The following is a 22,544-nucleotide window of genomic DNA, read 5'->3' as shown; positions in this document are numbered from 1 at the left end:
CGGCAAAACGGGCCCAGAACACACGTTATGCACACCCCCAAAATGAGAGTCCTCACATTCTTCGCGGGTTCGATGTGCGGCAGATCTCTCGCACCCTCCGTACCGGTGCAGCCCCAGCATCCACCCCTCAGCGCACTCCGTAATCGCGCCGGGTTCGGACATCGTCGCCGGATTGGGATGCCGCCACCTCATCCGAATCCGCGCCCACCCCCCCGGGCACCCGCCCCACACGCAACCCCACACCGCCAGGTCAACCCCCGCTCCACACCTCCCGCACCCGGCTACCGTGAACCTCTCCGGCGACGAAAGGCATCGCGTGAGGGCACGTCCAGACGGGCCGTCGATCCAGGAGGTCACGGTCGGCGGCACCACCTTCCGCGTCGTCCTCTCGCCGCGCGCCGACGCGGCGCACATGTACCTCCTGGTGCACGGCATCGGCATGTCGCACCGCTATCTGCGCCGCCTCCACGCCGAGCTGGCGCACGACCACGCCGTCCTTTCGATCGATCTGCCGGGGTTCGGCGGGCTCCCTCAGCCCGCCCGCGAGCTCGACGTCCCTGCGATGGCCGCCGCGATCGCCCGCCTCCTCGCACACCTCAAACTCCCGCCGGTCGTCGCGGTCGGCCACTCGATGGGCAGCCAGTGGGTGATCGAACTCGCCGCGCAGCGTCCCGATCTGGTCACGCACGTCGTCGCGATGGGTCCCGTCGCCGACGACCGGCACCGCACACCCACAGCCCAGGCACTCGCGCTGGCGCTCGACATCTTCCGCGAGCCGCCGCTCGCGAACTGGCTCGTCCTCAGCGACTACGTGAGGTGCGGCATCCCCTGGTACCTGCGGCAACTGCGCCACATGCTCGCCTACCGCACCGAGGACCGGGTGCGAGCGCTCGCACGCCCTCTGCTCGTCATCCGCGGTGCGCGCGACCCCATCGCGGGGGCGGCGTGGTGTCGACGGCTCTCCGCCGGTGCCGCGGATGCCGAGACGTCGGAGATCCCCGGCAGCGGACACGTCGTCCAGCACAGCGCCCCGCGAGGGATCGCCGACGCGATCGTCGCGTTCCGCGCACGGCAGGAGTCGCGATGACCTCTCTCGTCCGCAACGCGGCATGGTGGGCGCGCGACTACCTCTTTGCGCTGCGCTGGCAGGTCGCCGCGACCCTGACGCGCACCGATCCGCGGCAGTTCCTGACGGGTGAGCTCACGCCCATCGTCATCCTCCCCGGCGTGTACGAGACCTGGCGGTTCATGACGCCGCTCATCCGCGCGATGCACGACCGCGGGCATCCCGTGCACGTCCTGCCGGTGCTCCGCCGCAACCGACGTCCCGTCGATGACGCCGCCGCCCGGGTCGTCGGCTACCTTGCCGAGCAGGACCTGCGCGGCTGCGTGCTGCTCGCGCACAGCAAGGGCGGACTGGTCGGCAAACGCACCATGGTCGTCGACGCGCCCACCGGCCGCGTGGATGGCATGCTCGCCGTGGCCACCCCGTTCGGCGGATCACGTTACGGCCGACTCATGGTCCTCCCGTCGCTGCGGATCTTCTCCCCGCGCAACGCCACGATCGTCGCCCTGTCGCGGGAGCACGAGGTCAACGCGCGCATCGTCTCGATCTACGGCCGGTTCGATCCGCACATCCCGGAAGGCAGTGAGCTTCCGGGCGCCGCGAAGAACGTGCGTCTCGACACGGGCGGTCATTTCCGTGTGCTGGCCCACCCGCGGGTCATCGCGGAGCTGATCGGCCTCTCCGAGGACGCCCCAGTCGTACCCTGAACCCGTGCGACTGTACGTTCACAGCACCGACCGCGACGGCTCCTCCGCCTGGCCCTCGTCGGGGCCCGGCGATGCGCAGTACCTCCCGCTCGACCTCACCCTCCCGCTCGACGCGCTCTCCGCCGCGCCGATGGATGCCGCACCGCGAGGCGCGACCGTGTTCGCCCATTCCGCCGCCGCCGTCCCCGTCGCGCTCGGCGCAGCCCGGCTGTCGCCCCGAGCTCTCGTCCTCGTCGAGCCGGCGCTCTACGACATCGCTCGAGGTCATCCCGCGATCGAGGCCCACATCGCCGAAATCACTCGCGCGAAAGCCTTCGCCGACACCGGTGACCTCTTCGGCTACTGGTCCATCGTGCGGCCCCTCATGTTCGGCGGCCCCGCCGACCCGGCGCGCTGGGAATCCGAGCGTGCCGGGGTCGCGCGCTTCGCGGCGAGGCGACCGCCGTGGGGGTTCGGCGTGGACGCCGCGAAGCTGCGCGCCATCCCGACCCTCGTGGTCACAGGCGGCTGGAACGCCGAGTACGAAGCGATCGCCGAGGTGCTCGAGCGACACGGTGCGCATCGCCGGACACTACCGGGCCGTGGTCACCGGCCGCAGGACCACTCCGACTTCGCCGCGGTCGTCGAGACGTTCCTCGCGGACGTCTGACCGCCCTCAGGCGAGTGCGTCGACGATCGGGCGGAACTTCACCCGGGTCTCGAGCATCTCGGTCTCCGGGTCGCTCCCGGCGACGATGCCCGCGCCCGCGTGGGCGATGAGCGCGATGTCGCCCTCGCCGTGCACGTCGAACTGCGCGCACCGCAGCGCGATGGCCCACTCGCCGTCGCCGTTCGCGTCGATCCAGCCGACCGGCCCGGCGTAGCGCCCGCGGTCGAACGGCTCGACCCGCCGGATCACCTCGAGCGCCGCCTGCGTCGGAGTCCCGGCGACCGCCGCCGTCGGGTGAAGCACCTCGACGAGGTCGAGCGCCGACGCGTGGCCCGAGAGCGTGCCCTCGACATCTGTCGCGAGGTGCCACACGTTCGGCAGCTTCAGCATGAACGGCTCGGGCTCGGCCACCAGCGCGGTCGTGTGCGCGCGCAGCGCGGTCAGCACGCTCTGCACGGCGTACCGGTGCTCGTCGAGATCCTTCGCGCTGGTCGCCAGGGCGACGGATGCCGCGGTGTCCGCGTCGGCGTCGGCACCGCGCGCGGCGGTCCCCGCCAGCACACGGGCGGTCACGGTGCCGCCCGAGACGGTGACGAGGGTCTCGGGGCTCGCGCCGATCGCGCCGTCGACGGCGAAGGTCCACGTGTCGGGGTAGGCCGAGGCGAGGGCGCGCACCAGCCGGCGCAGGTCCGACCCGGCGGGCACCGACCCGACCAGGTCGCGGGCGAGAACGACCTTGGCGACCTCGCCCGAGACGATCGCTTCGAGCCCGGCCCGCACCTCCGCCTGGTAGCCGTCGGGTGTGCAGGCCCCCGGCCCCACGACCGCCGACCAGTGCGGTCCGAACGGGATGGACTGCGGCTCGGGACGCTCGGGCTCGCCGTCGGTGAAGACATGCGTGACCCAGCTCGTCTCGCCCCGGCGGCCGACGATCATCTTCGGCACCGTCAGCGTCGGCGTCGCCGCGCTGTGGGCCGGGTCGAACGGCAGGGCCCCGAACGCGACGAGGCCGGACCCCGGCATCCGCACCTTGTCGTCGACCTCGGCGACCTCGGACACCGCCCGCCACCAGGCGACGACGGACTCTCCCGCCGGCAGCTCGGCGGCGCGGCCCCAGCCGACGAGCATGTCGCCGCGACGCGACCAGACCGTCGGGTCGCCGGGAGCGGCGTAGGAGAGGGGGTCGTCGACCGGCTCGATGCGGCGGGTGACGGCGCGCAGCCGGGGAGCGCCGAGCGCAGTCGAAGTCACGCTCTCAGCCTAATCCGGCCGCACCCACCCGAGCCCCGTGGGGCAGCCCCGCGGCATCCCGCCCCGATTAGGCTCGACACGTGACCGAACAGCCCTCCCGCACCCCGTCCACCCGCGCGGACCTCGGCAAGGATCCCGCGCGCGTCAGCGGCATGTTCGACGAGGTCGCGGCGGGCTACGACCGCACCAACACGATCCTCAGCCTCGGCAACGACAAGCTGTGGCGCATCGCGACGACGCGCGCCATCGCCCCGCGCCGAGGCCAGAGGATCCTCGACCTCGCCGCCGGCACCGGGGCGAGCTCGGTCTCGCTCGCCCGCTCGGGTGCCGAGGTCGTCGCGGGCGACTTCTCGGCGGGGATGATCGCCGAGGGCAAGCGGCGGCACGGCGGCATCCCGAACCTGTCCTTCGTCGAGGCGGACGCGACGGCCCTGCCGTTCGGCGACGAGGAGTTCGACACCGTGACGATCTCGTTCGGGCTGCGCAACGTCAACGACCCCGACACGGCGCTGCGCGAGATGCTCCGCGTCACCAAGCCCGGCGGGAGCCTGGTCATCTGCGAGTTCTCGCACCCTCCGGCAGCGCTCATGCGGGGGCTCTACCGCTTCTACAACGACCGGGTCCTGCCCGTCGTCGCGCGGGCGTTCAGCTCGAACGCCGACGCCTACGACTACCTCAACGAGTCGATCCGCGACTGGCCCGATCAGCGCACCCTGGCCGGCCGCATCCGCGCCGCCGGGTGGGAGCAGGTCGCCTGGCGCGACCTGAGCTTCGGGATCGTCGCACTGCACCGCGCGCGCAAGCCCGCAACCCCGGGCCGGGCCTGAGGCGCGACGGGTACGCTGGAGGCATGACCCCCCGTCCCGGTACTCCGGGCTCGCAGATCGCGAGCCGTCTCGGCGTCACCGAGCGCATCTTCGTGGGCCCGCGCATGCGCAAGCTGCTCGCCACGGTCGAAGAGGGACTCGACCTCGTGGAAGCCCGCCTCGCCGGTGAGCTGAAGGTCGGGGACTCGCTCGCCGACGTCACCTCGCGCTACCTCTACGAGGCGGGCGGAAAGCGGATGCGGCCGATGCTCGCGATCCTCACGGCGCAGCTCGGCTCCGGGGTCACCGACGACGTCCTCGCCGGCGCGACGGCGCTCGAGATGACCCACCTCGGCTCGCTGTACCACGACGACGTCATGGACGAGGCCGACCGTCGCCGCGGCGTTCCCAGCGCCCACGCGGTGTGGGGCAACAGCGTCGCGATCCTCACGGGCGACCTGCTCTTCTCGCGTGCCAGCCAGCTCATGGCCCAGGTGGGCGAGCGCGCCATCCGGCTGCAGGCCGACACCTTCGAGCGCCTCGTGCTCGGTCAGATGCACGAGACCGTGGGCGCCCAGCCGGGCGACGACCCGGTCGACTTCTACCTGCAGGTCCTCAGCGACAAGACCGGTTCGCTGATCGCCGCCGCCGCCGAGACCGGCGTCGTCTTCTCCGATGCCTCCGACGAGTACGCCGCGCCGGTGCGCGAGTTCGGCGAGCGCGTGGGTGTCGCCTTCCAGCTGCTCGACGACGTCATCGACCTGTCGGCCGACGCCGAGGAGACCGGCAAGGTCCCCGGCACCGACCTGCGTGCCGGCGTGCCGACGATGCCCTATCTGCTCCTCGGCCGTGCGACCGACCCGGCCTCGCAGGCGCTCAAGGTCACGATCGACGAGGGTGTCGCCCGCATCTCCGACGGCGCCGACCCCGTCATCCTCGACGCCCCACTCGCGCAGCTGCGCGACCACCCCGCGACCGAGGCCACCCGCCGCCTCGCGCACGAATGGTCGGACCGCGCCGTCGCCGCCCTCTCGCCCCTCCCGGACGGCCTCGTCCGTGAGGCGCTCACGCGCTTCGCGCAGGTCGTCGTCGACCGCTCCAGCTGATCACCGGCGGAACCGCCGCTTCTTCGTCACGCCCGCGCGCGGGCTCTCGGAAAGGACACCCATGACCAAGCTCCGGCTGGCCATCGTCGGCGCAGGACCCGCCGGCATCTACGCGGCGGACATCCTCCTCAAGGCAGAGCGCAAGTTCGACGTCTCGATCGACCTGTTCGACCACCTGCCGGCGCCCTACGGTCTCGTGCGCTACGGCGTCGCCCCCGACCACCCGCGCATCAAGGGCATCATCAACGCGCTCCGCGACGTGCTCGACCGCGGCGACATCCGCATCTTCGGCAACGTCCGCTTCGGTGTCGACATCACGCTCGCCGACCTGAAGAAGCACTACAACGCGGTCATCTTCGCGACCGGCGCGATCAAGGACGCCGACCTCGACATCCCCGGCATCGACGCCGAGGGCTCGTTCGGCGCCGCGGACTTCGTCAGCTGGTACGACGGCCACCCGGACTTCCCGCGCGAGTGGCCGCTGGATGCGGCATCCGTCGCGGTCCTCGGCAACGGCAACGTCGCGCTCGACGTGGCGCGCGTGCTCGCCAAGCACGCCGACGACCTGCTGCCCACCGAGATCCCCGCGAACGTCTACGAGGGTCTGAAGGCCTCGCCCGTCACCGACGTGCACGTGTTCGGCCGTCGCGGTCCCGCGCAGGTGAAGTTCACCCCCCTCGAGCTGCGCGAGCTCGGCGAGCTGCGCGACGTCGACATGGTCGTCTACGACGAGGACTTCGACTACGACGAGGCCTCGAAGGCCGCGATCGCCTCGAACAAGCAGGTCATGGTCATCGACCGCGTCCTGCAGTCGTGGCGCCAGCGGCCGAGCGTCAACAATGCCGGCGGCGAGGCGAGTCGCCGGCTGCACCTGCACTTCTGGGCGCGTCCCGTCGAGATCACCAAGGATGCCGACGGCCGCGTCGCGGCGATCGTCACCGAGCGCACCCGTCCCGACGGCTCCGGCGGGGTCGAGGGCACGGGCGAGCTCCGCGAGATCCCGGTCGGCCAGGTCTACCGTGCCGTGGGCTACTTCGGTTCGCCGCTGCCGGACGTGCCGTTCGACAAGCGACACGGCGTCATCCCGAACCATGAGGGTCAGGTGCTGAAGAAGGGCTCGAACGAGCGGGTCCCCGGCGTGTACGCGACCGGCTGGATCAAGCGCGGCCCGGTCGGCCTCATCGGTCACACGAAGTCCGACGCCATGGAGACGATCCGTCACCTCATCAACGACCAGGCCTCGTGGTGGACCCCCGAGGACCCGTCCGACGAGGCGATCATCGCGCTCCTCGCCGAGCGTCAGGTCGCGTGGACCGACCTCGACGGCTGGCACCGGCTCGACGAGCACGAGGTCGCCCTCGGCGCACCTCATGAGCGCGAGCGGATCAAGGTCGTCGACCGCGACGAGATGGTGCGGGTCTCGCGCGGGGAGTGAGGCTCCGATGAGCGGCCAGTGGGAGACGGATGTCCTCGGGCGTCCGTTCCAGTCCCTGACGCTGCCCCTCGGCACCGACCAGGAGGGCGAGGTCGTCGCGACGCTCGTCCGCCTCGAGCCGCCGACGCTCGCGCGGCTGACGGGGCCGCTGCGCGACGTCGACGTCCTCTATCTGCACGGCTGGTCCGACTACTTCTTCCAGGTCGAGCTCGCCCGGTTCTGGACTTCGCACGGAGCGCGCTTCCACGCGCTCGACTTGCGCAAGTACGGCCGCAGCCTGCGCCCCGGCCAGACGCCCGGGTTCGTGACGTCGCTCGAGGTGTACGACGCCGACATCGCCACAGCCCTCGACGCGATGGGCCACGGTCCCGAGGGTGCGCCGTCGCGGCGTCGGCTCGTGATGATGGGGCATTCGACGGGCGGCCTCACCGCGACGCTCTGGGCCTCGCGGCACCACGGCCGCCTCGCGGGGCTCGTCCTCAACAGCCCGTGGCTCGAGCTGCAGATCGGCACCCTCGGGCGCCAGGCACTGTCGCCCCTCGTGCAGATGCGGGCGCGCGTCGATCCGTTGGGTGCGCACCCCGTCGTCGACCTCGGCTTCTACACCCGCGCGCAGACCGAGGTCGGCGCGCTGCCCGTCCGCGGTTACCGGCGCGAGTGGCGGCCTGAGCGCGGGTTCCCGACGCACCCGGGCTGGCTCGCCGCGATCGTCGAGGGGCACCGTCGGGTGTCGGCGGGCATCGACGTGGGTGTTCCGACCCTCGTGATGCTGTCGACCGCGTCGACGAATCCGTTCGCGTGGAACGCCGAGATGACCGGCAGCGACTCGGTGCTCGTCGTCGACGACATCGCCCGCGCCGCCACCCGGATCGGGCGCGACATCACGCTCGCGCGGATCGAGGGCGGCATCCACGACCTCTTCCTGTCGCGTCCGGGCCCTCGCGAGCAGGCCTACCGTGCGCTCGAAAGGTGGCTCACGACGGGTGCGATCGGGCGCTCGCGCGGTTCGAGGCGATCCCGAGCGTCAGGCTGAGCAGCGCGCCGACGAGCATGACGCACGCCATCGGCACCGCGGTCTCCTCGCCCCACAGGCCCACCACGGGGGTGATGAGCGCGCCGACCGCGAACTGGGACGCGCCCATGAGGGCCGCGCCAGCGCCGCGGTTGCGGGGCGTCGCCCGGGCGAGGCCGAGCGCGTTCGCGTTGCCGAATGTGAGACCCGCCGCCCCCATGGTGGCGAAGGCGCAGCCGAGGAAGAGCGGGATCGACAGGATGCCGGTGGCCGCCGAGACCGTCATGACCGTCGCGGACGCGACGCCCAGCGCGGCGCCGACCACCAGCATCCGTTCCGGTCCGATGCGCGGTGCGTAGGTCGCGTTGATCAGGTTCGCGACGAGCAGTGCGACCCCGCCCCCGGCGAAGCCGAGGCCGTAGAGGAAGGGCGGCATCCCGAGGATCACCTGGGCGACGAAGGGGGATGCCGCGACGTAGGCGAACAGGCCCGCGAACCCGGCGACGTACGCACCGGTGTAGCCGAGGTAGATCGGGTCCCGCACGAAGTGGGCGAACGACGATCGCATGGCTCGCAGCCCGCCGGTGTGGCGGAGTTCGCGAGGCAGTGACTCCGGCACGACGAGCCAGGCGAGCGCGAGCATCAGGACGGCGATGACCGCGAGGGCCGTGAGCACCCCGCGCCACCCCGAGAACGAGGCGACCAGTCCGCCGATCGGGGGAGCGACGAGGGGGCCGAGGCCGCCGACCGTCGCGATCAGACTGAGGGCCCGGACCGCGGTGCGGCCCGTGCTGAGGTCGACGGCGATGGCGCGGGCGATCACGACGCCGGCCGCGCCCGCCAGTCCCTGCACCAGCCGCAGGGCGATGAACACCTCGATGGTCGGCGCCGCGACGAGGGCGATGCTCGTGAGGGTGAAGGCGCTCGTCGCGAGCAGGAGCACCCGTCGACGTCCCCACATGTCCGAGAGCGGTCCGAGCAGCAGTTGGCCGACACCGAGGCCCAAGAGAAAAGCCGTCAGCGTCAACTGCACCGTCGCGGGCGCAGCGTCGAGCTCGCGGGCGATCTGCGGCAGCGACGCGAGGTACATGTCGATCGCGAACGGACCGACCGCCGAGAGGAAGCCGAGGACGACGACGAGCCGGCGCGTGAGGTGCGGCCCGGTCATGCGGGCGGGCGCAAGAGCGCGCCGAGGGTGCGCAGGGTCGATTCCAGCCCGACCGCCGGATCGAGCAGCCACTGGATCTGCAGACCGTCGGATGCCGCGATCAGAAGCGACGCGAGGTGTTCGGCCGAGACGTCGTCGCGCACCAGGCCCTCGGCCTGCTGTCGCCGCAGGCTCTCGGTCATCGTGGCGCGGAGCCCGGTGAAACGGGCCGTGAAGAACTCGCGCCCGACGCCGGACTCCGTCTCGAGCGAGGCGGCGAGCAGGGTGGAATACAGGGTGACGAGACCGGGCACCTCGACGTTCTTGATCGCCGCCTCGATCATGGTGTCGATGCCGGGGCGGAGGTCGGGGGAGTCGACGCGGCTGTCCTCGGCGTGCTTGTAGACGGCGACGAGCAGCTGTTCGCGCGAGTCGAAGTAGTGCAGCAGGGCGGCGTGCGAGACGCCGATGGCCTCGGCGATCTTGCGGAGTGACGTGCCGTGCGCCCCGCGCTCGCGGAAGACCTCGATCGCGCGATCGAGGATCTCCTGCCGCCGGGCGACGCCCTTCGGCTGCGATCCGCGGCGGCCGATCACGCCCTCGTCGTCCTGACCCATGGGGACAGAGTAGGGCCGTCGACGAAAAACCTCCAACTGGAGGTTTTTCTGCTATCGTCGTGGCCACGCCGCCCCGCGGCATCCGACAACGACGTACGAAGGAAGGCCCATGGCTCTGCCACTCGCCTCTGTCCAGCTCTACACACTCGCCAAAGAGTTCAGCGAGGACATGTCCGGATCGCTCGACAAGCTGGCTGCGATCGGCCTGCGCAACGTGGAGGCGTTCGACTTCGTGCGGCGTCCCGACGAGATCCGCGCGGCCCTCGACGCCAGCGGCCTCGCCTCTCCCACCGGCCACGCGCCGCTGCTCTCGGACGAGCTCTGGACCCCGGACGGCTCGATCCCGACCCCCGCTCCCGAGGTCGTCTTCGAGGCGGCCGCGACGATCGGCATGACGACGGTCATCGACCCGTTCGTGCCCGCCGAGCGCTGGCTCACCGAAGAGGGTGTCGCCGACATCGCCGAGCGCATGAACCGCGCCGCCGAGAAGGCCGCGGAGTTCGGCCTGACGGTCGGGTACCACAACCACGCGCAGGAGTTCGTGGCGGACTTCGGCGGTCAGACCGCCTACGAGCGCTTCCTCGAGCTGACCGACGACCGCGTCGAGATCGAGCTCGACCTGTTCTGGGCGCTCACCGGCGGCCAGGACGTGCCGGCGCTCGTGAAGAGCCTCGGCGACCGGCTCGTCGCCGTGCACGTCAAGGACGGCATCGCCCCGGCATCCAACCCGTGGGCGCCCGGCGCCGACGCGTTCGGTTCCGACTCGCTCGAGCAGCTGCGCGCCGGCACGGGCGACGTGCCCCTCGCCGAGTCGCTGCAGGCGGGCACGGGCATCAAGTTCGCCGTCATCGAGTACGACAAGGCTCCCGGCGACGTCTTCGAGGACATCGCGGCCTCGTACGCCTTCCTGAAGGACGGCGGGTTCATCGCATGACCGGTCCCGTCGGAGTCGGCATCGTCGGTGCCGGTGTCATCAGCCAGACCTACCTCGAGAACCTCACGTCGTTCCCCGACGTGCAGGTGGTCGCGATCGGCGACCTGATCCCCGAGCGCGCGAAGGCGAAGGCCGAGGAGCACGGGGTGCCCTCGTGGGGCACGCTCGAGGACGTCCTCGCCAACCCCGAGGTCGAGCTCGTCGTCAACCTCACGATCCCCGAGTCGCACATCGCGGTCTCGGCGCAGGCGGTCGCCGCCGGCAAGCACGTGTGGACCGAGAAGCCGCTGGGCCTCGACCGTGAGGGTGCTCGTCAGCTGCTGAAGGATGCCGAGGCCGCGGGTGTCCGCGTCGGTTCGGCGCCCGACACGATCCTCGGCCCGGGTTTCCAGACCGCGAAGCGTGCGATCGCCGAGGGTGTCATCGGCACCCCGCTGTTCGTGCAGACCGCGTTCCAGACGCAGGGCCCCGACCTGTGGCATCCCGAGCCCGCGTTCCTGTTCGCGAAGGGTGCCGGCCCGCTGCTCGACATGGGTCCGTACTACTTCTCGGCCCTCGTCAGCCTGCTGGGGCCTATCGCCGGCGTCGCCGCGCGCGGGTCGCGATTCCGCACGGAGCGTCACATCCACACCGGTCCCCGCGCGGGCGAGACCTTCCCCGTCGAGGTGCCCTCGTCGGTGCAGGTCCTCTCGACCTTCGAGGGCGGCCAGCACGGCACGCACCTGCTGAGCTTCGACTCGGCGCTCGAGCGTCACGGCGTCGTGGAGATCCACGGCACCGAGGGCTCGATCGTGCTGCCCGATCCCAACCGCTTCGAGGGGCGCACGGCGTACGTCAAGCCGCTCGGTGTGTTCCGCGACGGTATGAAGACCGAGCAGGAGTGGATCGAGGTCGAGCAGCAGGGCACGGTCGTCGGCCGCGGCCTCGGCGTGCTCGACATGGTGCGCGCCGTGGCAGAGAACCGGCCGCACGTCGCGACCGGCGAGCTCGGCTTCCACGTGCTCGACGTGCTGCTCTCGGCGCAGGACTCGGCCGAGACCGGCCAGTACCTCGAGATCGACAGCACCGTTGCAACGGTCCCGCCGGTGCCGGTCGACTTCGACCCGTTCGCCCGCACGCTCTGAGCCGCTGACGCGACGACGACCCGGATCCTTCAGGGGGTTCGGGCCGTTCGTCGTCCGGTCAGCGCGGCTGAGTCGCGCGGACGCGGAACCAGAGGCTCAGCTCGCGTGCCGCCCGCAGGGTGGCCGACGGGTCGCCGTGCGCTTCGAGGTCGTCGAACGTGTCACGGAAGCCTTCCGGCGCCTCGGCGTCCGGGGTCGTGATGGGTTCGAAGCCCATGGTCCACTCGGCGAAGTTGCGCTCGTCGATGAACTCGTCGATCAGCACCCGGAGGTGGTCGTGGCGGGGGTCCCGTTCGATCTTCGCCATCGTGTCGCGGACGGCCCGTTCGGGGCCCTCGAGGATCTGGATGAAGCGGCCGTTCCGGTACAGCAGCATCCCCGTCACGTCGCGCTCGGCGTTCGAGGTCCGGCTCTGCTCGAGGAGTTCGCGCAGCGCGCCGTCATCGAGCGGCGCGGTCGCCATGCTCGAATACACGACGGAGAACACGGCGGGGGAGTCGGTCATCGGTTCTCCCGGATCGTCAGGATGCCGGCGGTCCCGGCAACGGTCTCGGCGGACAGCGTCCGCATCGCGGAGACGAGGTCGGCGAAGGTGCCGACCGCGGTGGAGCGCATGTCGAACGCGACGTAGCGGCTGTCCCCCCGCCGTTCGATGTACCCCAGGAAGTTGCCGTCGCGACTGCCGACGTGGAAGCCGTCCTCGACGCGCGCCCAGACCGTGCCGGGGGTGGAATGGTGGTGCTCAGGCACAGCGGGGACCTCACAAGCTCGTGGTGCTGACCTGCCACGCTAAGTGAGGGCTCCGACGCTCGCGCGGGCTTGACAACCCGCCCGCGCTCCCGTGGTGCTCGGGCGCTGTGCTCAGCGGTAGTTGACGAACTGGAGGTCGACGTCGAGGTCGGCGGCCTTCAGCATCCGCTGCACTTCCTGCAGGTCGTCGCGGGACTTCGACTGCACGCGCAGCTCGTCGCCCTGGATCTGCGCCTTCACCGACTTGGGGCCCTCGTCGCGGATCATCTTGCTGATCTTCTTCGCGTCCTCGGAGGAGATGCCCTCCTTGAGGGTCGAGACGATGCGGAACTCCTTGCCTGAGGGCTGGGGCTCGCCGGAGTCGAGGCTCTTCAGCGAGATGCCGCGCTTGATCAGCTTCGACTGGAAGACGTCGAGCACCGCCTTGGCGCGCTCGTCGCTGTTCGCCTTGATGAGGATCGACTCGCCGCTCCACTCGATCGAGGCGCCGGTGCCCTTGAAGTCGTAGCGCTGCTCGACCTCCTTGCGCGCCTGGTTGAGCGCGTTGTCCGCCTCCTGGCGATCGATCTTGCTGACGATGTCGAATGAGCTGTCGCTGGCCATGCGTTCGAGGGTACCGCCGTCGAGATGGCGAGGCCCCGCGACGACGTGGCGCGTTCGATCAGTTCGTGCTGTCGAGGTATTCGCGCCACTGGTCGGAACGATCGACGGTCAGGTCGATGACGTCGCCGGGGTGGAGCCAGCCGTTCGGGACGTACCAGATCGGGATGCCGTGCGCCCTGGCCATCCCCCAGGCGGTGTCGCCCTCGACGACGACGTAATCGGTGGGCGCGACCTCGATCGCGGCGATCTGCTCGTCGCTGACGACAGGGCGGGGCGGCGGCGTTGAGTGAGCCGGAGCGGGCGGCGGGACGGTGCCCATCGTCTCCGACGGCTCCGGGGTGGTGCCGATCGTGCATCCGGCGAGCGCGATCGAGAGCAGACCGGCGACGACGGCGGAGGCGAGCTTCGCGGGGGTCGGCATGGTCACGCGCTCGGCTCCATGTCGGGGACCGTCTTGCGCTGGGGCGTGATCTCGACGACGTCGCCGGGGTGGAGCGGATCTCCGACGAGCCCCGCGCGCTCGTTGTACATCGAGAGCATGAGTGAGTCGGTGCAGAAGCGATCGCCAATGCCGCGCCAGGTGTCGCCCGCCTCGACGAAGTAGTAGACCGGCTGGCCGTCCACGATCTCGACGTTGCCCGAGGCGTACTTCCCTTCGCGGGTGTCGCGCGGGGTGCCGGTCATGCCCACGCGCATCTCGCCCTCCGGGTCGCCCTCGATCGAGTAGATGTCGACGCGGGCGATCGGGCCGGTGCAGTCCTGGTGGGTGTAGTAGACCGGGCCGCTGTCGCTGGGGATGCGGTCGGCGCGCTGGGCGCGGCCTGCGGCCTCCTCATGGAAGGCGACGACGTCGCCGTAGTAGAGCTGGCCGTCGGTGATGCCGTTGAGCCGGTCGAACTCGCGGGCGTCGAGGCAGAAGCGCTCCACCACCGACGTGTAGACATCACCTCGGCCCACGGTGTAGAGCGTGGCGAGGCCATCAGCGTTCCGGTCCTCGACCGTACCCTGAGCGCCGCTGGACCACATCTCTCCGAGGTCGGTCCCCGGAGGTCGCTGGTCGCAGATGATCGAGACGTAGGAGTAGTCGTCGAGCGGCGCGTGGGGGATCGGCGCGGTGGTCGGCGTCGCTGACGCAACCGCGGTTGGCTTCGGCGCAACGACCAGGTCCGGATCGGCGGTGGGAACAGCCTCCGGATCGGCGGTGGGAACAGCCAGAAGCGGAGCGACCGTCATGCCGGCGAGGCCGACGAAGACGGCGGCGCAGATGCCGACGGTGATCTTCTGAGCGCGATTCATCGGTTCGAACGTAGCCGGGCCTCTCGCCATTCGATCAATCGCGGCGTGTCGGTCATTCGCGTAGCGCCGGACGATCGTTGCGCGCCCGTGACCCGGGACGGATAGCGTCGAGGTATGGATCGTCGGGGGAAGATCATGCTCGGTATCGCCGTGGGGTCGGTGGTGGGCCTGCTGGCTCTCGCCGCGCCCGCTGTCATCGGGATGATCCCGACCGACGAGGTGGTCGCCGAGGCGCCGCCCACGTCGGCGGCACCGCCGTGGACGGCGACACCCACGCCCACACCAACGCCAACGCGGCTCGTGCCGCTTCCCACGCCCGTCGAGACGACCCCGGCGCCCGAGAGCAAGTGCCTGGGCGTTCCGGCGGGCACGGACCGCGGCGACATCTCGCCCGGAGCGACCGGCGTGGTCGAGCGCTCCAACGGGAAGGGCCTCGCGACGGTCTACCGGGTGGTCTCGGGCGACTCGTACTGGGCGATCGTCGAGCGCTTCTGCCTCGCCAGCGAGGACTTCAACAGCGCGAACAACTTCGGCGGTGCGGGCGACATCTACGCCGGCGACTACCTCGCCGTCCTCGCCGAGGGGCAGCCCGAGGCGCTGGCGCTCAACGAGGCGGCCAAGGGCGGTTACCGCACGCATCAGGACTGCGACGCCATCGCGCGCATCTCCCTCGCAGAGCCCAACGCGAAAGGTCGGATCCCGGTCAGCATGTCGGGCACGGTCGTCGACACCGGCAAGGGCGAGTACGCCGAGGGCCCGGTCGAGAAGGTCGACGGCAAGCCCACCTTCTACACCGTGCAGCCGGGGGACACCTACCGCGGCATCGGCGACCGCTTCTGCGTCGACGCGATCACCGTGCAGGCGTTCAACGAGGCGGGCGGACCGGAGCACGTCCTGCAGCCCGGCGACCGCGTGCAGTTGCGGCCGACGAGCCGCACGATCGCGGCGCAGGGCTGACGTTCCGCGCGTCGCCGCATCCGCGATCGCGTCCACCCGTAGCCTGACGGGGTGACCACGCCCGCCGTTCCGCTTCTCGCCCAGCGCGCGTGGGGCATCGCCGCCGTCGCGCTCGTCGTGCTCTCGGTGCTGCCGACCCTGTTCGTCCTGCTGCTCGCCGCGACCGTCGACGAACAGTACGGCTGGCTCCTGATTCCGGCCTTCGCCCTCCTGGTCGGCGGCGGGTCGGTCGCGATGCTCACCGGCATCGTCGGTCTCGTCTTCGCGGGCATCCGCCGCCGCGGGTTCCTGTGGCCCGCGATCGGCACGGCATCGGGGATCGGTCTCGTCGGCACCGCCTCGCTCATCCTTAACCTCGGCGCCTGACGTCGGCGGAGCCGCGGCATCCGCCCCTTCGTACAATGGGCTGATGCGGCCGCTGACAGAGGACCAGTTGCGCGACGTGCTGGTGAATGCGACGAAGGACGAGCGGGAACGCCTCGAGCCGCCCCACGACTTCCCGCTGCTCGAGTGGGATCACCTCGACTTCCTCGCGTGGCGCGATCCCACGACGCGCAGCCGCGGCTACGTCGTCGCCGAGATCGACGGGCACCCGACCGGCATCGTGCTGCGCGCCGCGAACGGCGCGACGCAAGGTCGCTCCGCCATGTGCAACATCTGCCACACGATGCAGCCGGGCAATCAGGTCACGATGTTCACCGCTCGACGGACCGGGGATGCCGGTGACCGCGGCGACAGCGTCGGCACCTACGTGTGCGCCGACCTGACCTGCCACGACAACGTCCGCATCGCGGGGCCGCTGGCTCCGAGCGAGATCCGGGCGAGCGTGGATCGCCGCATCGACGGCACGCGCCACCGCCTCGAATCCTTCGTCGAGCGCGTCGCGTCGGCCGCCTGACGCCGCGGTTTTCGTCACGCCCGCGGGGAGGGTAGAGTAGGGGATCGCGCCTCCGGTCGACTGCACAAGCCGGGCGGGTGCGCACCTGGCGAGTTACCCAAGCGGCCAAAGGGATCTGACTGTAAATCAGACTGCATTGCATTCGGGGGTTCGAATCCCTCACTCGCCACCACGAAGGGCTGCGGAGATCTCCGCAGCCCTTTCCCGTTCCCGCGGGGGATGCCGCGCGATAGCCTGCGGGCAGGATGACCACGCACCGATCGATCCGCGCCGCCGCCGCCGCGACAGCCGCCGCTCTCGCCGTCGCGTTCGCGGGATGCGCGCCGGTCGCGGAACGCTCGATCGCCGTCGCCCCCGACCAGGTCGCCGCCATCGAGTTCTTCGAGTACCCCTCGACCGACGTGCCCGACACCGTCGATCGGCTCACGGTGCGCGACCCCGCGCTCATCACGGAGTGGATGCGGGCCTTCACCGACATGCCGCTGCGCGCGTACACCCCCGACGAGCCGGATGAGTTCGACGGCGCGCAGACCCAGTCCAGTCGGCTGATCCTCACCGACGGCCGCGAGATCGAGATCACGACGATCTGGATCGGCCCGCACGACAACGTCGTCCTGTGGCCCGACGCCACCGTGTGGCGCACCGAGTGGGGGTCGCCCCGCGTGGTGGAGGCGTACGCCGACGTCGCGCAGATCGACGAGGTGAGCGCCGACGAGCTGCCGGTGGTCGTCCTCCCCGGGTGATGTCCTCCACACCCCGGTGACGCGCCGCCACCCCTGTGGACATCCGACCTGCTCATCGGCCGGTCTGACAGGATGGGGGCGAGTGCGGGGGAGGCCTCCGCCGAAGGGATGTCGAGGATGAGCGAACCGATCACCGCCCCCCGTTCGAACAGGATCTTCCGCGCAGCGATCTGGGTCGCGATCGGCGCCCTGATCGCCGCGGCGATCGTCTGCGTCGTGTGGGTGCTCCTCGGGGACTCGAACGGCATCGTCGGGCGAGCGTTCCTGACGATCCTGCTGCTCGCGGCCTTCGCCGGGATCTCGATCCTCGAGGCATCCCTCGCCAGCCGTCGCCCCGCGTGGTTCGCTCTCGCGAGCATCGTGTCGTGGGTCGTCGCGCTCATCATCGGCGCGTTCATGATCTGGATGCCGGAGGCCGCCGGCGACTACGGCGTCGGCGCCGAGCGCTTCTTCAAGTTCCTCCTCATCCTGCTGATCCTGCAGGGCGCGCTGCTGCACATCCGCCTCTACGCGAAGGCCTTCGCCCGTTACCAGACCACCTTCACGAGCATCGTCACCTACGTGACGATGGGTCTCGTCGTGATCCTCGCGGTCATGCTGATCATCCCGCTGATGCTCGAGGAGTTCGTCGAGTTCCGCGAGATCTACTGGCGCGTGCTCGTGTCGGTCGCGATCCTCGCCGCCGTGGGCACGGCGCTCGTCCCGCTCGTGAACGCCCTCTTCGCCCCGAAGAAGGAGCGTCCGCAGGTCGCGGCGCCCTACGGCGCGCAGGCGTACGCCACGTCGGGTCAGCCCGATGGTGGTGCGTACACGGCGTCGGCCACGGCGCCTGCGCAGGCGTGGCCCACGTACGCCGACGGTCGCACGCCCCTGCCGGTCATGCCCGACGGCAGCCCCGACTGGAACGCGTACTACACCGGCTGGCCCACCTACCCGCAGCAGCCCTACGGCGCCACGACGCCGGACGGGGCGTCGGCTCCCGAGGCGGCTCCGGCGGCCCCGGCAGCTCCCGCTGCTCCGCCGGCGCCCGCATCCGCGCCGGACGCGCCCGCTGCTCCGGATGCTCCCTCGCCGCAAGTCCCGCCGGTGCCGCCCCTCCCGGGCGCGCCCGACGCGCCCCCGGCGCCGCCCGTCCCGCCGCAGCAGCACTGAGCCTCAGCGCGACAGCATCTCCAAGGCCGCCATCGCGGCGTTGTGGCCGCCGATCCCGCTGACGGCGCCGCCGCGCCGGGCGCTCGACCCGCACAGCAGAACACCCTCGACACCGCTCGAGACCCCCCACCGATCCGCGGGGGTCTCGAGCGGTTCGTCGTCCGCGGCCCACGGCCACGACAGGTCGCCGTGGAAGATGTCGCCGCCCAGCATCCCGAGATCCCGCTCGAGGTCGGCCGTCGTCCGCGCCTCCACGCACGGCGAGCCGTCCGGTGCGCGGTACAGCACGTCGGCGATCGGTTCGGCGAGCACCGCGTCGAGCGAACGCTGCGCGGCGGCCCACAGGGCGTCCCGGTCGACGACGCCCTCCGCGACGAGCCGGTGCGGCACCTGCAGTCCGAACAGGGTCAGCGTCTGCGCACCCGAGGCCCGCAGCTCCGGCCCGAGAATCGACGGGTCGGTCAGGGAGTGGCAGTAGATCTCGGCCGGCAGCGGATTCGGGATGCCGCCCTCCGCCGCCCGGTCGTAGGCGGCATCCAGCTGCGAGAGCGTCTCGTTGATGTGGAACGTCCCCGCGAACGCGGCGCGCGGGTCCACCGCCGTGTCGCGCAGACGCGGAAGTCGCGAGAGCAGCATGTTGACCTTGATCTGCGCGCCCTCGGGCGTCGGGGCTCCCGTTCCCGCGGCGCCGCCCGCGCGGAGGAGGCGGTCGAGAACCGCCGCACCGACGCCGCTGAGCAGCACGCGGGCACCGAGCCGATCGCCGTCGGCGAGGACGACCTCGCCGTCCGGTGAGGCCGCGGTGACCTCGGCGCCGGTGCGGATCTCGGCGCCGGCAGCGCGTGCGGCCCGCTCGAGCTCGCCGCTGACCGCACCCATGCCGCCGACCGGGACGTCCCAGTCCCCGGTCCCGCCGCCGATGACGTGGTACAGGAAACACCGGTTCTGGCGCAGGGAGGTGTCGTCCGAGCGCGCGAACGTGCCGATCAGTCCGTCGGTGAAGGCGATACCGCGAGCGACGTCGGTCTGCAGGCCGTCGCGCAGGAACTCCCCGAGCGGACGGGCGCTCACGGCCTCCCACAGGGCGTCGTCGCCGACGGCCGCGCGGGCGTCGCGTTCCCGCTGCAGCGGCGCGGTCACGGTGGGGAACAGCGCCGCGCCGAGCGGGGCGAGACGCTCCGAGAAGCGCGCGAACCGGCCCGCTTCGTCGGCGTCCCCGGTGGCCCGCGCGAAGCTCGCGGCGGTGGCCGCGGCATCCGCGTTGTCGATGAGGATGCCCCGGCTCGGGTCGTCCGGCAGGGGCGTGTACGACGAGTAGCGGCGGCGTTCCAGGCGGATGCGCAGCCCCAGGTCGTCGATGACGGTGCGGGGGAGCAGGCTCACGAGGTACGAGTAGCGCGAGAGGCGTGCGTCGACGCCCGCCCACGGCCGTTCCGAGACGGCGGCGCCGCCGACGTGGTCCTGCCGCTCCAGCACCGTGACGGTGCGTCCTGCCCGGGCGAGGTAGGCGGCGGCGACGAGGGCGTTGTGGCCTCCGCCGATGATGATGACGTCGCGACTGGCGCTCATGGTGCTCAACCTAGCGGCGTAGCGTGGAGGGATGGATGCCGCTGCGCTCGCCGACCTCGCCCTCGACATCGCCCGCGAAGCCGGTGCCCTCGCCTGGCAGCGCCGCGAGGAGGGTGTGGCCATCGCCGCGACGAAGTCCGCGATCGCCGACATCGTGACCGAGGCCGACCGCGAAGTCGAGGCGCTCATCCGGGCGCGGCTCGCCGCCGAGCGCCCGGACGACGGTTTCCTCGGCGAGGAGTCCGGCGCCGAGCGGGGCACCTCGGACATCACCTGGGTGGTCGATCCGATCGACGGCACGGTGAACTACGCCTATGGGATGCCGCACTACGCCGTCAGCATCGCCGCGGTCTCCGGTGAGCCGACACCGCCCACCTGGACAGCGCTCGCGGGCGTCGTGCACAACCCGGCGGTGGGGGAGACGTTCCACGCCGTCCGCGGCGGCGGCGCCTGGCGGGACGAGCAGCGCCTCACGGTGTCGCAGGTCGGCGCGGCCGGCGGGCTGGTGGCGACCGGATTCGGGTACGACCCGAAGCACCACGAGGGCGACCTCGCCCGCGTCGCGGCGGTCATGCCGCTCGTGCGGGACCTCCGCCGTGCCGGCGCGGCCTCGCTCGACCTCGCGTACGTCGCGGCGGGGCGCCTGGACGGCTATTTCGAGCGCGGTCTGCATCCGTGGGACCACGCCGCGGGTGCGCTGCTGGTGACCGAGGCGGGCGGTCTCGTGACGGGTGCGCCGGACGTTTTCCCCGGCCGCGAGATGACGGTCGCCGCCGGACCGGACCTCCTCCACAGGATCGTCGCCGCGATCGGGTTGTGAACGGACATGCCATTCTCAGCCCCGTCGTGTAGCGTGTTTATCTGATCGTTACCTTCGCTGCCCGAGCGGAGGATTCTGACCTTGCAGCCCGCGGCCCCCGCCGCTCTACCCGAGAGCCCGCACGTTTGACTTTCGAGACCTCCCCCACCGACGCGCCCGCAACGCGTCGCGACCGGCAGTCCCCTGTGTCCGGCGCCACGCCGCTGACCCGTGCGGAGCTTCGGCGCCGCGCCGCCGCCGCTCCGGCTGCGAGCGAGGCCGAGGTCGCCGCGGTGCAGGCTGTCGCGGCGATGGGCGAGGTCATCGCAATGGTCCAGGCGAGCGAGACCCCGGCGCTGCGCCGTCGTCGCGACCGCGCCGCCGCGTCGGCGGAGTCCACCGTCGCCGAGTCGGAATCCGCGAACCGCGAGTCCGCGTCCCCCTCGATCGTCGAGTCGGTCGTCGCTGAGACCCTCGCCGAGGCGCTCTCGGATACCTCCGCCGCCACCCTTCCTCTTCGTCGCCGTACGCGCACCCCGCGTACGGCGACAGTCGTTCCGCCCGTCCCCGAAGCTCCGCGGGTGCCCCAGTTTCTCGACGAGACGATCGTCCTGCCGTCGGCGTCCTCGACCCACACCTCGCCGCAGGATGCGGGACCCGCCGTCGACGAGTTCGAGTTGGCGGCGAAGGTGTTCTCCTTCACCGGTGAGACGCCCGTCCAGGTCGCCCGGGCCGCCGTCGACGCCGAGGAGCACGCACGGCGCACGACCCGCGTCCGCATGGCCGAGCAGCCGCGCCGCCCGCGACGTGGTCGCGTGCTGCTGAAGCGGGCTGCTGCGGCATCCTTCTCCCTGAGCGTGGTCGGCGTCGTCGGTCTTCTCGCGATCGGCACGACCACCCCCGTCTCGGCCGTCGGCTCGTTCGGTCAGGACGTCACGGGTGACATCTCGCTCGCCGCCGATGCGACCGACGCCGACGCTCCCGAGATCCAGGCGTACGTCGCCAACTCGGACGCCGGTGAGACCACGCTCGCCCGTTCGGGGGAGTACGACATCGAGTCCATGGCCGACGTCGCCGCCCAGTCCGGTGTGACGCAGTTCGCCGGCACCTGGGTGAACGACGAGACGGCCGCCGTGCAGTGGCCGTTCCCGGTGGGTGTGCCGATCTCGGCGCAGTTCGGTTCGACGTCGTACCTGTCGAAGTTCTCGCGCGCGCACCACGGCACGGACTTCACGCCGGGCGCCGGCGCCGAGGTCCACGCCGTCGCCGCGGGCACCGTCCGCATCGCGACCGAGGCCGGCGGCGACTACGGCGTGACCGTCGTCATCGACCACATCATCGACGGCAAGCTCGTCTCGACCCGGTACGGCCACATGCAGTACGGATCGCTGCGGGTTTCGCCCGGCGAGACGGTCGACGCGGGAGATGTCATCGGGCGGGTGGGGAGCACGGGAAAGTCGACGGGTGCCCACCTGCACCTCGAGGTGCTGCTCGGCGGCACCACCCGGATCGACCCCGTGCCGTGGCTGAAGGAGCACACGAAGGGCTGACCCGTGACATCGGGGATGCCGCGACTCTGGTATCCTCTTCTAGTTGCCCGCGTGCGGGCAGCACGCCCCGATAGCTCAGTGGCAGAGCACTTCCATGGTAAGGAAGGGGTCGTCAGTTCAATCCTGACTCGGGGCTCGCAGCATCTCTCGGATGCTCGTGGCGGGGTAGCTCAGTTGGTGAGAGCGCACGACTCATAATCGTGAGGTCGCGGGTTCAAGCCCCGCTCCCGCTACGCAAAACCCCCGGCTCCACCCGGGGGTTTTGTTGTTCTCGTGTGCCGGGTGCGCGGGCCGGTATGCTCGCCGCATGCTGCAAGGGCGCGCTCCACGAGCACCGGGGTTTCCCGGCCACGGCGCGGGTGATCGAACGCGC

Annotated in this window: 25 protein-coding genes and 3 tRNA genes; 19 read left to right on the top strand and 9 right to left on the bottom strand. The window is 71.3% G+C overall.

From position 1 onward, the window contains the following. The first annotated feature begins 316 nt into the window (after positions 1–316). The 3 genes from Q9S71_RS01800 to Q9S71_RS01790 are packed head-to-tail and all read left to right on the top strand — an operon-like array spanning position 317 to position 2,422. Positions 317–1,087 (top strand): alpha/beta fold hydrolase, encoded by a 771-nt coding sequence (locus Q9S71_RS01800; protein WP_311860180.1) that lies wholly within the window; start codon positions 317–319, stop codon positions 1,085–1,087. Beyond that, positions 1,084–1,773 carry an esterase/lipase family protein gene (locus Q9S71_RS01795; RefSeq protein WP_311860179.1) on the top strand — a complete coding sequence of 230 codons (690 nt, stop codon included), beginning with the start codon at positions 1,084–1,086 and terminating at the stop codon, positions 1,771–1,773. Before Q9S71_RS01800 ends, Q9S71_RS01795 begins: the two co-directional genes overlap by 4 nt. A gap of 4 nt (positions 1,774–1,777) precedes the next feature. Beyond that, the gene (locus tag Q9S71_RS01790) at positions 1,778–2,422 is read left to right on the top strand and encodes a hypothetical protein (protein WP_311860178.1); all 645 of its coding nucleotides are present in this window, start codon (positions 1,778–1,780) and stop codon (positions 2,420–2,422) included. Between the two features lie 6 nt (positions 2,423–2,428). Here Q9S71_RS01790 and Q9S71_RS01785 read toward each other — a convergent pair whose 3' ends face one another. Then, a complete protein-coding gene (locus Q9S71_RS01785) occupies positions 2,429–3,673 on the bottom strand; it encodes an isochorismate synthase (protein WP_311860177.1) in 1,245 nt (414 codons plus the stop codon). An 80-nt stretch (positions 3,674–3,753) separates the two neighbouring features. Between Q9S71_RS01785 and Q9S71_RS01780 the strand changes: the two genes are divergently transcribed. From Q9S71_RS01780 to Q9S71_RS01765, 4 genes are all read left to right on the top strand, one after another. Then, positions 3,754–4,500 (top strand): demethylmenaquinone methyltransferase, encoded by a 747-nt coding sequence (locus Q9S71_RS01780; protein WP_311860176.1) that lies wholly within the window; start codon positions 3,754–3,756, stop codon positions 4,498–4,500. Between the two features lie 23 nt (positions 4,501–4,523). Beyond that, entirely contained in the window at positions 4,524–5,585 is a 1,062-nt protein-coding gene (locus tag Q9S71_RS01775) for a polyprenyl synthetase family protein (protein WP_311285397.1), read from the top strand. 61 nt (positions 5,586–5,646) lie between these two features. Next, a complete protein-coding gene (locus Q9S71_RS01770) occupies positions 5,647–7,020 on the top strand; it encodes an FAD-dependent oxidoreductase (RefSeq protein ID WP_311860175.1) in 1,374 nt (457 codons plus the stop codon). A gap of 7 nt (positions 7,021–7,027) precedes the next feature. After that, positions 7,028–8,053, top strand: coding sequence for an alpha/beta hydrolase (locus tag Q9S71_RS01765; RefSeq protein WP_311860174.1), 1,026 nt, complete (start codon positions 7,028–7,030; stop codon positions 8,051–8,053). On the opposite strand, the gene Q9S71_RS01760 is transcribed toward Q9S71_RS01765, so the two are convergent. Next, positions 7,995–9,200 carry a multidrug effflux MFS transporter gene (locus Q9S71_RS01760; RefSeq protein WP_311860173.1) on the bottom strand — a complete coding sequence of 402 codons (1,206 nt, stop codon included), beginning with the start codon at positions 9,198–9,200 and terminating at the stop codon, positions 7,995–7,997. The genes Q9S71_RS01765 and Q9S71_RS01760 overlap by 59 nt on opposite strands. Then, positions 9,197–9,796, bottom strand: a complete 600-nt coding sequence (locus Q9S71_RS01755) for a TetR/AcrR family transcriptional regulator (protein WP_217530708.1) — start codon at positions 9,794–9,796, stop codon at positions 9,197–9,199. The genes Q9S71_RS01760 and Q9S71_RS01755 overlap by 4 nt, the downstream gene beginning before the upstream one ends. Positions 9,797–9,905: 109 nt before the next feature. On the opposite strand from Q9S71_RS01755, the gene Q9S71_RS01750 reads away from it, so the two are divergent. Beyond that, on the top strand, positions 9,906–10,730 hold the full coding sequence (locus tag Q9S71_RS01750; RefSeq protein ID WP_311860172.1) for a sugar phosphate isomerase/epimerase family protein: 825 nt from the start codon (positions 9,906–9,908) through the stop codon (positions 10,728–10,730). Continuing rightward, positions 10,727–11,854, top strand: a complete 1,128-nt coding sequence (locus Q9S71_RS01745) for a Gfo/Idh/MocA family protein (RefSeq protein ID WP_311860171.1) — start codon at positions 10,727–10,729, stop codon at positions 11,852–11,854. The genes Q9S71_RS01750 and Q9S71_RS01745 overlap by 4 nt, the downstream gene beginning before the upstream one ends. A gap of 58 nt (positions 11,855–11,912) precedes the next feature. Here the strand turns inward: Q9S71_RS01745 and Q9S71_RS01740 are convergent, their stop codons facing one another. From Q9S71_RS01740 to Q9S71_RS01720, 5 genes are all read right to left on the bottom strand, one after another. After that, positions 11,913–12,359, bottom strand: coding sequence for a BLUF domain-containing protein (locus Q9S71_RS01740; protein WP_311860170.1), 447 nt, complete (start codon positions 12,357–12,359; stop codon positions 11,913–11,915). Further along, a complete protein-coding gene (locus Q9S71_RS01735; protein ID WP_311860169.1) occupies positions 12,356–12,604 on the bottom strand; it encodes a hypothetical protein in 249 nt (82 codons plus the stop codon). The genes Q9S71_RS01740 and Q9S71_RS01735 overlap by 4 nt, the downstream gene beginning before the upstream one ends. Before the next feature lie 111 nt (positions 12,605–12,715). Beyond that, positions 12,716–13,207, bottom strand: coding sequence for a YajQ family cyclic di-GMP-binding protein (locus Q9S71_RS01730; protein WP_217530714.1), 492 nt, complete (start codon positions 13,205–13,207; stop codon positions 12,716–12,718). A gap of 58 nt (positions 13,208–13,265) precedes the next feature. After that, positions 13,266–13,634 (bottom strand): LysM domain-containing protein, encoded by a 369-nt coding sequence (locus tag Q9S71_RS01725; RefSeq protein ID WP_311860168.1) that lies wholly within the window; start codon positions 13,632–13,634, stop codon positions 13,266–13,268. Beyond that, a complete protein-coding gene (locus Q9S71_RS01720) occupies positions 13,631–14,503 on the bottom strand; it encodes a hypothetical protein (RefSeq protein ID WP_311860167.1) in 873 nt (290 codons plus the stop codon). Before Q9S71_RS01720 ends, Q9S71_RS01725 begins: the two co-directional genes overlap by 4 nt. Before the next feature lie 114 nt (positions 14,504–14,617). On the opposite strand from Q9S71_RS01720, the gene Q9S71_RS01715 reads away from it, so the two are divergent. The 6 genes from Q9S71_RS01715 to Q9S71_RS01690 all read left to right on the top strand — a co-directional run bounded on the left by Q9S71_RS01715 (position 14,618) and on the right by Q9S71_RS01690 (position 18,253). Further along, positions 14,618–15,460 (top strand): LysM peptidoglycan-binding domain-containing protein, encoded by an 843-nt coding sequence (locus Q9S71_RS01715; protein WP_311860166.1) that lies wholly within the window; start codon positions 14,618–14,620, stop codon positions 15,458–15,460. Between the two features lie 51 nt (positions 15,461–15,511). After that, a complete protein-coding gene (locus tag Q9S71_RS01710; RefSeq protein ID WP_311860165.1) occupies positions 15,512–15,826 on the top strand; it encodes a hypothetical protein in 315 nt (104 codons plus the stop codon). Positions 15,827–15,869: 43 nt separating this feature from the next. Next, complete coding sequence (locus Q9S71_RS01705; RefSeq protein WP_064002942.1) at positions 15,870–16,358, top strand: FBP domain-containing protein; 489 nt, start codon at positions 15,870–15,872, stop codon at positions 16,356–16,358. Positions 16,359–16,445: 87 nt separating this feature from the next. Next, positions 16,446–16,530 (top strand) — tRNA-Tyr (locus Q9S71_RS01700). Positions 16,531–16,603: 73 nt separating this feature from the next. After that, the gene (locus Q9S71_RS01695; protein WP_311860164.1) at positions 16,604–17,101 is read left to right on the top strand and encodes a hypothetical protein; all 498 of its coding nucleotides are present in this window, start codon (positions 16,604–16,606) and stop codon (positions 17,099–17,101) included. Positions 17,102–17,218: 117 nt separating this feature from the next. Then, complete coding sequence (locus tag Q9S71_RS01690; protein ID WP_311860163.1) at positions 17,219–18,253, top strand: hypothetical protein; 1,035 nt, start codon at positions 17,219–17,221, stop codon at positions 18,251–18,253. Positions 18,254–18,256: 3 nt separating this feature from the next. On the opposite strand, the gene Q9S71_RS01685 is transcribed toward Q9S71_RS01690, so the two are convergent. Further along, entirely contained in the window at positions 18,257–19,822 is a 1,566-nt protein-coding gene (locus Q9S71_RS01685) for a phytoene desaturase family protein (protein WP_311860162.1), read from the bottom strand. A 31-nt stretch (positions 19,823–19,853) separates the two neighbouring features. On the opposite strand from Q9S71_RS01685, the gene Q9S71_RS01680 reads away from it, so the two are divergent. From Q9S71_RS01680 to Q9S71_RS01665, 4 genes are all read left to right on the top strand, one after another. Beyond that, positions 19,854–20,642 carry an inositol monophosphatase family protein gene (locus Q9S71_RS01680; RefSeq protein WP_311860161.1) on the top strand — a complete coding sequence of 263 codons (789 nt, stop codon included), beginning with the start codon at positions 19,854–19,856 and terminating at the stop codon, positions 20,640–20,642. A 185-nt stretch (positions 20,643–20,827) separates the two neighbouring features. After that, positions 20,828–22,171, top strand: coding sequence for a M23 family metallopeptidase (locus tag Q9S71_RS01675; protein ID WP_311860160.1), 1,344 nt, complete (start codon positions 20,828–20,830; stop codon positions 22,169–22,171). 64 nt (positions 22,172–22,235) lie between these two features. After that, positions 22,236–22,307: transfer RNA gene (locus tag Q9S71_RS01670), tRNA-Thr, on the top strand. 23 nt (positions 22,308–22,330) lie between these two features. Beyond that, positions 22,331–22,404, top strand: a tRNA-Met gene (locus Q9S71_RS01665). The last annotated feature ends 140 nt before the right edge of the window (positions 22,405–22,544 follow it).

Source organism: Microbacterium gawkjiense (genome assembly GCF_031932225.1).
Taxonomy (GTDB): Bacteria; Actinomycetota; Actinomycetes; order Actinomycetales; family Microbacteriaceae; genus Microbacterium; species Microbacterium gawkjiense.
Note: the sequence above shows the minus strand (reverse complement) of the source record. Positions and strands in the feature narration are given on the sequence as shown.